Annotated in this window: 11 protein-coding genes; 8 read left to right on the top strand and 3 right to left on the bottom strand. The window is 67.2% G+C overall.

All coding sequences use genetic code 11. The annotated features are described in order from the left end of the window. Positions 1–55 precede the first annotated feature (55 nt). The 4 genes from O3139_RS05260 to pgsA all read left to right on the top strand — a co-directional run bounded on the left by O3139_RS05260 (position 56) and on the right by pgsA (position 4,893). Positions 56–3,124, top strand: coding sequence for a DUF3857 domain-containing protein (locus O3139_RS05260; RefSeq protein ID WP_269515936.1), 3,069 nt, complete (start codon positions 56–58; stop codon positions 3,122–3,124). A 70-nt stretch (positions 3,125–3,194) separates the two neighbouring features. Further along, on the top strand, positions 3,195–3,506 hold the full coding sequence (locus tag O3139_RS05255) for a YdeI/OmpD-associated family protein (RefSeq protein WP_269515935.1): 312 nt from the start codon (positions 3,195–3,197) through the stop codon (positions 3,504–3,506). A gap of 52 nt (positions 3,507–3,558) precedes the next feature. Continuing rightward, positions 3,559–4,185, top strand: coding sequence for a carbonic anhydrase (locus tag O3139_RS05250; protein ID WP_269515934.1), 627 nt, complete (start codon positions 3,559–3,561; stop codon positions 4,183–4,185). Positions 4,186–4,257: 72 nt separating this feature from the next. Next, on the top strand, positions 4,258–4,893 hold the full coding sequence (gene pgsA, locus O3139_RS05245; protein ID WP_269515933.1) for a CDP-diacylglycerol--glycerol-3-phosphate 3-phosphatidyltransferase: 636 nt from the start codon (positions 4,258–4,260) through the stop codon (positions 4,891–4,893). On the opposite strand, the gene O3139_RS05240 is transcribed toward pgsA, so the two are convergent. Both O3139_RS05240 and O3139_RS05235 read right to left on the bottom strand, forming a co-directional pair. After that, positions 4,890–5,417 carry a GNAT family N-acetyltransferase gene (locus O3139_RS05240; protein ID WP_269515932.1) on the bottom strand — a complete coding sequence of 176 codons (528 nt, stop codon included), beginning with the start codon at positions 5,415–5,417 and terminating at the stop codon, positions 4,890–4,892. The two genes, pgsA and O3139_RS05240, sit on opposite strands and share 4 nt — an antisense overlap. Further along, a complete protein-coding gene (locus O3139_RS05235; RefSeq protein WP_269515931.1) occupies positions 5,414–7,519 on the bottom strand; it encodes a S46 family peptidase in 2,106 nt (701 codons plus the stop codon). Before O3139_RS05235 ends, O3139_RS05240 begins: the two co-directional genes overlap by 4 nt. Positions 7,520–7,698: 179 nt before the next feature. On the opposite strand from O3139_RS05235, the gene O3139_RS05230 reads away from it, so the two are divergent. Genes O3139_RS05230 through O3139_RS05220 form a run of 3 tightly spaced genes read left to right on the top strand, consistent with a single transcriptional unit; the run spans position 7,699 to position 10,691 of the window. After that, on the top strand, positions 7,699–8,871 hold the full coding sequence (locus O3139_RS05230) for an ABC transporter permease (protein WP_269515930.1): 1,173 nt from the start codon (positions 7,699–7,701) through the stop codon (positions 8,869–8,871). Next, complete coding sequence (locus tag O3139_RS05225; RefSeq protein WP_269515929.1) at positions 8,868–9,650, top strand: ABC transporter ATP-binding protein; 783 nt, start codon at positions 8,868–8,870, stop codon at positions 9,648–9,650. The genes O3139_RS05230 and O3139_RS05225 overlap by 4 nt, the downstream gene beginning before the upstream one ends. A gap of 24 nt (positions 9,651–9,674) precedes the next feature. Next, positions 9,675–10,691 (top strand): biotin/lipoyl-binding protein, encoded by a 1,017-nt coding sequence (locus O3139_RS05220; protein ID WP_269515928.1) that lies wholly within the window; start codon positions 9,675–9,677, stop codon positions 10,689–10,691. 66 nt (positions 10,692–10,757) lie between these two features. Here the strand turns inward: O3139_RS05220 and O3139_RS05215 are convergent, their stop codons facing one another. After that, positions 10,758–10,910, bottom strand: a complete 153-nt coding sequence (locus tag O3139_RS05215) for a hypothetical protein (RefSeq protein WP_269515927.1) — start codon at positions 10,908–10,910, stop codon at positions 10,758–10,760. Between the two features lie 150 nt (positions 10,911–11,060). On the opposite strand from O3139_RS05215, the gene O3139_RS05210 reads away from it, so the two are divergent. Further along, positions 11,061–11,276, top strand: a complete 216-nt coding sequence (locus tag O3139_RS05210) for a DUF1289 domain-containing protein (protein WP_269515926.1) — start codon at positions 11,061–11,063, stop codon at positions 11,274–11,276. Position 11,277: the final 1 nt, after the last annotated feature.

The raw sequence follows: 11,277 nt of genomic DNA, 5'->3' as shown, positions 1-11,277 counted from the left end.
CTCTGGGCATTCATCCTGTCCGTGCTATTCGTTGCGGACCGGGGGGTGTGGGTGGATGGTGCGTAAAGTCCTGTGGGCGGCAGTTGCTCTTGTTCTGATGACGGCGGGTTCGGCACTCGCCCAGGAGGTCGAACGCACGTCGGCACCGGCTTGGGTCGTGCCCGATCAGGTCGCCGATGCAGCCACGACAACGGCAGCCGTGGATGCCCCGATCCGGGTGCTGGAAATCGATCGCCAGGTCCATTTCTCGCCGGATGGCAATGACACCTACATCCGTCGGCGCACGCGCATCCAGAACCAGCAGGGCCTTGAGCTGCTGAGCACGGTATCGGCGACCTGGTATCCGCCCCGGCAGTCGCTTCAGGTCCATACGATCCGTATCGAACGCGGCGATCAGCGGATCGACGTTCTGGACGGTCAATCCTTTGAAATCCTGAGGCGCGAGAACAACCTCAGCCTGTCAATGCTGGATGGAGGTCTGACCGCCACCCTGCAACCGCGCGATCTGCGCGTCGGCGACATTCTCGAAACCTCGTTCACCATCCGCGACAACGGCGGCGTGCTGGCCCCGCACCAGGAAATCCTGGACGGGCTGAGCTCGGCCTGGCCGATCGACCGGGCTGTGTTCCGGGCCAGCTGGCCCGGCGACGCGGCCCTGCGGGTCCGGCTTCCTTCCGACTGGCCCGAAACACAGCCACGCCGGACGCAGGAAGGCTGGGAACTGGTCGTCGAACGGACCGATGTGCAGCCGGCCCGCCTGCCCGACAATCTGCCATCTCGCTACTATCTCGATGATGCGATCGAAATCACGGACCTGGCCGACTGGTCGGCGACGGCGGCTCTGGTCGCCCCCCTCTACGATCGGGCGACGACCCTTGATCCCGACTCTCCCCTGCTGGCCGAGATCGAGCGCATTCGCACGGCCTACGCGACACCCGGGGATCGGGCCGCGGCCGCGCTGAGACTGGTTCAGGATGATATCCGCTACGTCGCCCTTTCGATGGGCGAAGGCGGCTATGTCCCCGCATCGGCAGACGCGGTGTGGCTGAGCCGTTATGGCGACTGCAAGGGCAAGACCTCGCTGCTTCTCGCCCTGCTTCACGGCCTCGGGATCGAGGGTGAGCCTGCCCTGGTCGCCACGTCCTACGGTGCCGGCCTCGATCAGCGGCTACCCTTGATGGGGTGGTTCGACCACATCATCGTCCGGGCGACCATCGACGGTCGGGTCTATTGGCTGGATGGCACGAAGACCGGCGATCGCGACCTGGCGCTGATCCCGCCGCCCCTCTTTCACTGGGCCCTGCCCGTTCGCGCCCAGGGTTCGACGCTGGAGCGGATCGACGTCCCCCCCGCGATCGTGCCCTCGACCGACATTACGGCCACGATCGATGCCTCTGCAGGTCTGGACGCAGCCGGAAGGTTCGAGATGGACATGGCCTATACCGGCGACACGGCAACCACATACCGCGAGCGTCTGGCCTCGGTCACACCCGAACAGCTTCGCACCAGTTTCGCCGCCTCCCTGGCCGAAAGCAAAAACATGGAGTTCGAGGGCGTCGAGACGCGTTACGATGAAGCGACGCACACCTTTCACCTGATCCTGACCGGCACGACAAGGATGGCCTGGCTCTCGGGATCGGGAGGTCGCGTTCTGTCGCTGTCCGAATCGTCCTTCACCACCCCGCATCAGGATGAACGGGTCGGTCTGCTCGCCGGCTTCAAGGATGAACCTTATGCGCTGGCCTATCCGTACTACGTGCGGCAGCGTACGCGCGTCATTCTGCCCAACGGTGGCGAGGGCTTTCGTCTGGAGGGGGCGGACCTGACTGTCGAAGTCGGCGGCTTCCGCCAGCAGCGTTCGGGCCGGATCGTTGACGGCGTCGCCGATGTCGTGGCCACAAGCCTCAGCCTGGTGCCCGAAATCAGTGCCCGGGACATGGAAACCGCGCGGACCCGAAGCGAGGCCGACGACGATGCCGGAGCCCGCATTCGTGCACCGGCCGACTATCGCGGCACGACCGCCGATCTCGCCCGCATCGATCCGGCGGACGACGATGTCGATGCCCTGCTGGAGCGGGCCAAGGCCCTGAGCGAGAACGACGACGCGACCGGTGCGCTGGCATTGCTCGATGCGGCCGTCGCGCGCGAACCCGACAATCTGAAGGCGCGTCTGGCCCGCGGGAACGCGTATCTGAGCGACGACAATCTGGAGGGTGCCCGGGCGGATTACGATCACGCGGTCGATCTGGACCCTGCCGACAGCGACGCATTGAAGGGGCAGGCCTGGACGGCCCTTCGCGACGGTCGCCCCGCCGACGCGGTCGTGAGCTATGCCGTGGCCCTGCGGCTCGACCCCGGCGATGTCAACGCGCTTTGGGGCCGCGCACTGGCCTACTATCAGCTCGGCCGGACGGAGCGGGCACTGGACGACTATCGCGCCCTCAAGCTCGCGGCACCTGACAGCAATTCCGGTGCGGCCGGAGAGCTGAGGTCACTGATGCGCCTCGAGCGCGATGGGGAGGTTCGCACCCTGATCGACGAGCGACTTCAGGACGCACCCGGCGACCGGGTCGCCCTGAACACGGGCGTGACACTGGCGCTTCGACGCGGGGCTCCGGAAGCGATCCTGCCGGCGCTCGACAGCGCGCTCGCCCAGGAGCCGGATGACGTCACCCTGAGAAGCTGGCGGGGTCAGATCCGGGCCCTGGCGGGCCAGACCGGATTGGCGCGCGAGGATTTCGCCTTCGTGCGTGCGCGGGGCGAAGGCGAACCCACCAATCTGAACAATGTGTGCTGGGCCCAGGCGATCAGTGGCTTCGATCTGGACGCCGCGCTGGCCGACTGTGACGCCGCCATCGCGGCCGCGCCCGTCGCGGGGTTCATCGACAGCCGCGCCATGGTCCTTCTGCAGATGGAGCGCTATGCCGAAGCCAGGGCGGCCTACGATCAGGCGCTGGAAGGCCAGCCCGACCTGGCGTCATCGCTGTTCGGTCGCGCCCTTGCCCGAAAGGCTCTGGGTGACGCCGAGGCGAGCCAGGACTCGGCCCGCGCCCTGCTGCTGGATGCCGATGTTGCCGATGACTACCGCATCGTCCTGGAGCGTCATCCAGAGCTGCAGCCTTGATCGATGGGTCCGGCGTCCCTCCCGGACGGCGCCAGAGCAACGCCAGACATCCGTTCGACGGGGGTTCTCAATGAGCGATCTTGCCCAGGGCACCGTGCATCGCGTCGGTCCGGATCTTGAATCGGCCCTGCGATCGGACCCGGAGGTCTTCGCCCGGTGGCAAGGGCTGACGCCATTGGGGCGGAACGAGTTCATCTGCTGGGTGGAAGACGCAAAACAGCCGAAGACACGCGAGCGCCGCATCGGGCGGACCCTCGAGGAACTGCGCGAAGGCAAGGGGCGGCCGTGTTGCTGGGCCGGCTGCATCCACCGAACCGACAAGGCCCCCGGCCGCTGGCAGCAGGCGGTGCTGATCGATGCAAGGCGGCGGCCGCAAGGCTGAGGGCTGCACCCTGCCCCTCCCCAGCCCGACGTGGATTGCCTATACCCTCGCCATGTCCGACGATTCCGCCGACCCCCTGATCTCCGGCTACCGCCGCTTCCGGGCGGAGACCTGGCCTGCTGCCAGGGCCGAATACGAGGCGCTCGCCGCCGATGGCCAGACCCCGCACACATTGATCGTGGCCTGTTCGGACAGCCGCGCCGATCCGGCCCTGATCTTCGACGCCGCCCCGGGGCAGTTGTTCGTGGTCAGGAATGTCGCCAACCTGGTCCCGCCCTATGAGCCGGACGGCCAGCTGCACGGCGTGTCGGCGGCGCTGGAGTTCGGGGTCAAGATGCTGAACGTCGGCCGGATCGTCGTCATGGGCCACGCCCATTGCGGCGGCGTGGCCGCCATGCGCGACGGTGCGCCGGACAGCGTCAGGGACTTCGTCGCGCCCTGGATCGCGCAAGGCACACCCGTCGTCAGTCAGGTCGCCGAGGCCGTCGATCCGGCCGAGATCGAGCAGGCCTCAGAGGAAGCCGTCGTGCGCCTGTCCCTGCAAAACCTGCGCACCTTTCCGTGGATCGCCGAACGCGAGGCTGCGGGAACCCTGGCCCTGAGCGGTCTTCATTTCGGCATCGCCGACGGGGTCCTGCGGTCCCTTGAGGGGCCGGGTCGGTTCGAGGCCTTGGGCTAGGTCTGCGAACTCAGACGTCTCGCTTCGGAGCGCAAAGCATGGCAGATCGCGTTTGAGGTATCGGAGCGCCCCATGACCCACACCCACCACGCCAATCCGATCCCCAACATCCTGACCGGCCTTCGACTGGCGGCAGGGGTCGTGATGTTCCTGATCCTGGCGGGAGCGACGGGGGGCTTCGGCCCGCTGTCGGCCTATCTGAGCCCCGAGGACCAGTTCGGCCTGTACCGCGTGGCCTTCTACATCTTCGTCGTCGCCGCCTCGACCGACTGGATCGACGGCTATCTGGCGCGGCGCTGGCATGCGGAGACGCGCTGGGGCGCGATCCTGGACCCCATAGCCGACAAGGTGCTGGTCACCGGGGCCATCCTGGGCGTCCTGACCTCCGGATCGGTGCCCCAGATCGCCATTCCCTGCGGTCTGATCCTGTTCCGGGAATTCGCGGTGTCGGCCCTGCGCGAATCCATGGCAGGCAGGGTCAAGCTGGAAGTCACCCTGCTGGCCAAATGGAAGACCACGGTCCAGCTGGTCGCCCTGGGCTGCCAGCTGTTCGCCCGCAACTGGGACAGCTTCGGCCTCGACTTCGAGTATCTGGACGAGTTCCAGCTGGTCGCCGACAGCCTGATCTGGTTCGCCGCCATCGCTACCGTCTGGACCGGCTGGCAGTATTTCGAGACGGCGCGGCGGTCTCTGGCGGAGAAGGATTAAAGCCCCTTCGCCAGCACCACGAACTCCAGATCCTGCCGCCTCGGCAGACCGAAGCGTTCGTCGCTCAATGGAAAGGGCTCGGTCTCGCCGGTCCGGACATAGCCCCGGCGTTCGTACCAGGCGATCAGTTCAGGGCGCTGGCGGATGACGGTCATGCGCATGGTGGCCGCGCCGAAACGGGCGACGGCCTCCGCTTCGGCTGCTGCGATCATGAGGCGGCCAAGCCCCCCCGCCTGCAACTCGGGCTCCACCGACAGCATGCCGAGATAGGCCGTACCGCCGCCCTCATCCACCAGCTGGAGACAGGCGACCACTGCGCCTTCAGCCTCGGCCAGCAGCATGATGCGCGCCGGGTCGGTCAGGATTTCGGTCAGTTCCTCGACATCGGTGCGCTGGCCGTCCAGCAGATCGGCCTCATTGGTCCAGCCCACCTTGGCCGTCTCGCCGCGATAGGCGCGCTCGATCAGCCGGTGCAGGGCCGGCAGGTCGTCGAGGGTCGCAATCCGGGTCGTCGGTCCGCTCAACGCGCGCCCAGCTCCTCGACCAGACGACCCATGTCATAGACGTCGCGCAGCGCCACGGTGACCGCGCCGGTGGTCACGATCACACTGCGATTGACGTTGCGGTCATAGCCATAGGCATTCCGCTGGGTCAGGACAGTGGAGTCGAAGTTCGCCCCCACCATCTCGCCCGCCGCATTGACCACCGGTGACCCGGACGAACCGCCGATGGTGTCGGACGACACAGTCATGTCCAGCACGGTGTCGGCCGGGATGCGATCCCTGGCGGCCAGCAGTTTCGGCGCGACATCGAACGGCGCGGCCCCCGTCGCCCGGTCCCACAGGCCGGCGAAGGTGGTGAAAGGCCCCCACCGCTGGCCGGGCACGTCCGAGCCTTCGATCTTGCCGTAGGTCAGCCGCAGGGTGCCGGTCGCGTCGGGATAGACGCTGTCGCCATAGGCCTCGAACCGCGCCGTGGCCAGCCGCTCGGACGCCTGGTCGGTCGGGGCCTGGACCCGGGTTTCCCAGTCGGCGCGGATGGCGCGGGTCTCGTCCTGGATCGACAGCAGATACTGGATCATCGGATCGTCGGAGGCCTCCACCGCCGCCAGACCGCCTTCCCAGAGCGCGCGCCGCACGGCCGGGTCGGCCAGCGTCGTCCCTTCGACCAGGCGGGCCGACAGCTGTTCGGGCGACTCACGGCCCAGCAGACCGCGAACCGCCGGATGATCGACCGTCAGCCACTCGCGCGTCTTGGACAGCCACCATTCCATCCGCAGCTGCTCCAGCGCCGGATAGGTCGGCCGTTCGGCGAACAGGGCCGACTGCACCGACGACAGGCGGGCGTCGCCATACTCCGGCAGGCGTTCGGTGGAAGGCTTCGCCCGCTCCTGAGCACCCCGCACCAGCGTCCGCGCCCAGGCGAACAGCTGCGACCCACCGGCGACCGATGTCGTACCGATGCCGGTGCCGCCTTCCAGCAGGGCCATGGCGGGATAGAGCTCGCGCGCGACCGGCTGCACGGTGGACAGGGCACCCCAGGGATCGGCCGCCCTTTGGGTCAGCGCCGGGTTGGACGCGACACGATCACGGAAGTCCGCCTCACTCTCGGCCCGCGTCGCCATGAACGCGGGGTCCGTCAGCGCCCGCATCCGGCCCAGGCCGCGCTTGTAGGTGTTCTCCAGCCCGACGATCGGGTCCATGGCGATGAAGGCGTTCTCCTCGCTCTCCTCGCTGAACCGGATCAGCCGCCCGCGCAGCTCCGACGCGATCAGCTGATCCATCGGCAGGACCACGTCGCGCACCGTCGCCAGCTGGTCCATGGTCAGCAGCCGCTGGGTCGCGCCGGGCGAGCCCGAGACGAACACAGGCGTGCCCTCGACCGGCTTGTCGGCATTCCAGGCGAAATGGATGGGGGTCCGGGCCGGGGCATCGTTCTCGTACAGCCGGATGAAGGCCGCATCGATGGCGAAGCGCGGGAAGCTGAAATTGTCCAGGTCGCCGCCAAAGGTTGCGGCGCGATCCTCGGGCGCGAAGGCCAGACGGACGTCGGTGTATTTCTTGTAGGTGTAGAGCTTGAACTGACCGCCCCGGTACAGGCTGACGACCTGACACCGTTTGTCGGTCGCCGCGCCGCAGGCCTCCTGCTCGATCCGGCCTGCCTCGGCGTCGCGCGCCTGGGTAAAGGCCTGGCCGGTCAGGCCGGTACCGACCGCGTGCATCCGGTCGGTGACGTCGGTGATGTCGGTCAGGACCTCGGCCGTGCCGCCGGGGCATTTCGCCTCTTCCTCGCGGTTGCGGGGCGTGAAGCCGGTCTCGGCATAGTTCCGGGCCTGGGTCGACAGATTGGCCACACAGGTCGCGACGCAGTGGTTGTTGGTCATGACCAGACCCTGGCCTGACACGATCCCGGCCGAACACCCGCCGAACCGCACGGAGCTCAGCCGCACCCGGTCCAGCCAGTCCTGGTCGATGGAGGTGCCCAGCGTTGCATTGGCCCGCGCGATCGGGAAGTTGTCGAAGGTCCACATGCCCTCCTCGGCGCGGGCGGGGGTCGGCTGGAAACCGATGACGGCGAGGGCCAGGGCGAGGCCAGAGGTCGCGGCACTGAGGATACGCAGGCTCATGGATCGTTTCCCGTTCGCCGACCGGGTCGCCGGCTGTCGTCATTCGGCTATTAGCTAGGCCCCGGCGCGTGGCGCCCGCAAGCGTGACCACATCTCGACCGTTGCCTTACCCCGATTTAACTTGGAGCGAACAGCGCTCGGCCTCACACAGGGCGCAAGTCAGGGACTCTCGGGACACAATGTCGCTCGCGCTTTCAACGCTGCTCTACGAGTGGCGCCGCTACATGGCCGCCGTCATGGCCCTGGCCCTGTCCGGCCTGCTGGTTCTGGGCATGGCCGGCGTCTTCATCGGCATCGGCAAGGGATTCACCGCCACGATCGAGCGGTCGAGCGCCGACGTCATCATCATGCAGCCGGGGGCCAAGTCGCTGATCGGCGGACCGTCGGGCGTGCCGCGCCGCTTCATCCCCCTGGCCTACAACCATCCCGAGGTTGTGGAGGTACAGCCCCTCGACGGTGCAGGCGGCAGCTTCCAGTCGATCAAGGACGTCGACCCAACCAAGTCGGCCGCCGACCGTGCGCGCGAAAATGCCCCGAAGCTGAACTTCGTCCAGGCCTCGATCATCGACACGACGCCCGGTGCGGTGACCATCCCCACCGACTATTCGCCCGAGCTGGTCGAGGCCCTGCGCCAGCCCTACACCGTCGCCATCGACGAAACCGCGCTGAAGGCGCTGGGCGTCAAGCTGGGCGACAAGGCGCTGTACAATGGCCAGACGGTGACGGTCGCGGCCATCCTGCGCGGCTATCCCAACATGATGCAGTCCACCGTCGTGATGTCGCGCGACACCCTGCGTATGGTCGGTCAGGCCGACACCGGTCCGCGCGTCGGCCCCCTTATGATCAAGCTGCGCGATCCCTCGCGTGCCGCCATCGTCGCCGCGCAGCTGAACCAGATGGGCAACGGGCAGTGGAGGGCCTGGACCCGTCAGGCCCTGGCCGATGCCAATCAGAGCGCCATGTTCGAAGAGGGGCCGCTGATCATCATCCTGGGCGGGGTCACCTTCGTCGGCATCATCATCGGTGTCGCCATCACCTGGCAGACCCTGCGCGGGGCCATCATGGCCAATATCAAGGAGTTCGCATCGCTGCGGGCGCTGGGCGTCGGCATGGGCTCGCTACGCCGGATCGTGGTTGAGCTGAGTTTCTGGGTCGGCGTGGTCGGCGTCGCAGCCGCGATCGGCCTGACCTGGCTGGTGGCCCTTTTCGCTGCTTCGCAAGGCGTGCTTATCGCCCTTCAACCCTTCGCCCTGATCATGGTCGGCGGCGGGCTTATAACCATCGCGATGGTGTCGGGCCTGCTGTCGCTCGGCGTCCTGAAGAATAGCCAGCCGGCGGATCTGCTACGATGATGGATTTCACGCCCGACCCCAAGCCTGTCATCCACACCACCGCCCACGGCAAGCATGGCGACTATGCGATCGAGGCCAGGGGTCTGGTCAAGCGCTTCAAGTCGGGCAAAGCCTTCGTAGAGGTGCTGAAAGGCGTCGATTTCGACGCGCGGCACGGCGACCTGACCATGGTCATGGGCCCGTCCGGCTCCGGCAAGTCCACCCTGATCGCGGCCCTCAGCGGCCTGCTGCGTCCGGAGCAGGGCCGGGTCGATACCCTGGACGTCGACGATCTGTGGAAGCTGTCGTCGGGCAGGATCGACAGGTTCCGACTGGATCACTGCGGCTTCATCTTCCAGGGTTTCAACCTGTTCCCCGCCCTGACCGCGCTGCAGCAGGTCGAGGTCGTCCTGAAATTCCAGGGCCTGACGCCCGGTCAGGCCAGGAAGCGAGCCACCCTGGCGCTGGAGGAAGTCGGTCTGGGCAAGCGGCTGCACCAGCGCCCGTCCGCCCTGTCCGGTGGGGAAAAGCAGCGGGTCGCCATCGCCCGGGCCCTGGCCAAGGATCCGCAGATCCTGTTTGCCGACGAACCCACATCCGCCCTGGACGGCGAGAACGGCCAGGTGGTCATCCGCCTGCTCCGCCGTGCCGCCACCGAACACGGCGCCGCCGTCATCTGCGTGACCCACGACCCGCGCCTTGAGGAGTGGGCCGACCGGGTCATCAAGATCGAGGACGGCATCATCATCTCCGACGAGCGTCGGACGCCCAATCCCAACGCCACGCTCGGCTCGCACTAGACGCCTTTCGAAGGATCCATCCGCATGCCCGCATTCCTCAAGAACAAATGGCTCTGGATCGGCATCCTGCTGATCATCGTCATCATCGTCGGCTTCATGGCCCTGCAGGGCGCGGGCGCGGCCAAGAAGGCGGAAACGGAAAAGGCCGAGGCGACCAAGGTCGAAAGCCCCTATGCCGCCATTGCCAACGGCAAGGTGGACGTCGAGGGCGGCATCATCCAGATCGCGGCCCGTCGTGGCGGTATCGTGCGGGAGGTTCTGGTCCAGGAAGGCGACACCGTGGTCGCCGGGCAGATCCTGGCCCGTCAGGAAGACGACGAACCGCGGCTGGCGCTGCAGACGGCCTCTGCCGATCTGGCCGCCGCCGAAAGTCAGCTGCGACTGATCCAGGTCAACATCCGCACCGCGCAGCGCGAGCTGGAACGGCTCCAGGCCCTGGTCGCGACCAACTTCGTGGCCGCCCAGCGCGTGGACCAGGCCCGCGACGCGGTCGCCACCGCCCAGGCCCAGCTGGGGGCCCAGCAGGCCTCCGTGCAGACCGCCCGCGCCCGCCGCGACCAGGCCGCCTATAACGTCGAACTGACGGTCATCCGCTCGCCAGCCGACGGTCGGATCGTGCGTCGTTACGCCAATCCCGGCGCCGGGGCCTCGACCCTTAACGTGTCCAACATGTTCGACCTGGAGCCCGTCGCCCCCCGTATCGCCCGCGCCGAAATCGTCGAGAGCGACATCCCAAACGTCAGCGTCGGTCAGGCCGTCGAGATCACCCCCGAGGGCGATCCGACCAAGGTCTATGTCGGGTCAGTCCTGCGCCGCGCGGCCGTGTTCGGGGCGAGGAAGCTGGCGTCGGACGATCCGTCCCAGCGCTCGGACGAACGCGTGGTCGAGGTCGTTGTCTCGGCCAACGACGCGCCCTTGCTGATCGGCCAGCGGGTCCTGGTCAAGTTCATGAAGCCCGGCCAGACGGCCGGTGCGCCGCGCGCCCCCAACATCGGTGTCCCGGCCAACCGCTCGATGCAGGCCCCCGACCCGGCGGCCTGATCGCGAGATCCCGACAAGCGAAAGCCCCGGCCGATGGCCGGGGCTTTTTGCATTCAGGCGCTGTTCTCAGACCTTCTTGTCGAACCGGAAAGGCACGAAGTTCGACGGGTGACTGACCACGCGATCGTTGGCACGCGGGGTCCTCGTGTTCACCAGCATCCCGCCCCACAGGGCAAAGGACATCATGGCATGTTGCAGGTTCTTGTCTCGGTCGTTCATGGTGGCGTCTCCTTTCGCTGAACGATGAAAAGAGACGCGTCGTGCTTGCAGGGGCTCTCACCCTCTTAGTCGTTTCGCGTCGATGACACCCTCGCACATGCGGTGAAGAATGCAAGTTTTTAGTCCGGTCTCGGAGTATATTTCGTAAAGATGTCGCTGACTGTCGCACAGCCGCCCCGGCCCGTGGCCACCCCCTGCATCAAGGTCTGCGTCGTCGACGGGGCCTCCAGCCTCTGCCTGGGCTGCTATCGGACCCTGTCCGAGATCGCCGGATGGAGCCGGCTGAGCGACGACGAACGCACGGTCATCATGGGCGAACTTCCGGCCCGCCGGGACCGGATCGATCCTGCCCTGCGCGGGGCATGAG

It is taken from the genome of Brevundimonas subvibrioides (assembly GCF_027271155.1).
Lineage (GTDB): Bacteria > Pseudomonadota > Alphaproteobacteria > Caulobacterales > Caulobacteraceae > Brevundimonas > Brevundimonas subvibrioides_D.
This window is presented reverse-complemented; position numbering and strand designations above follow the sequence as displayed.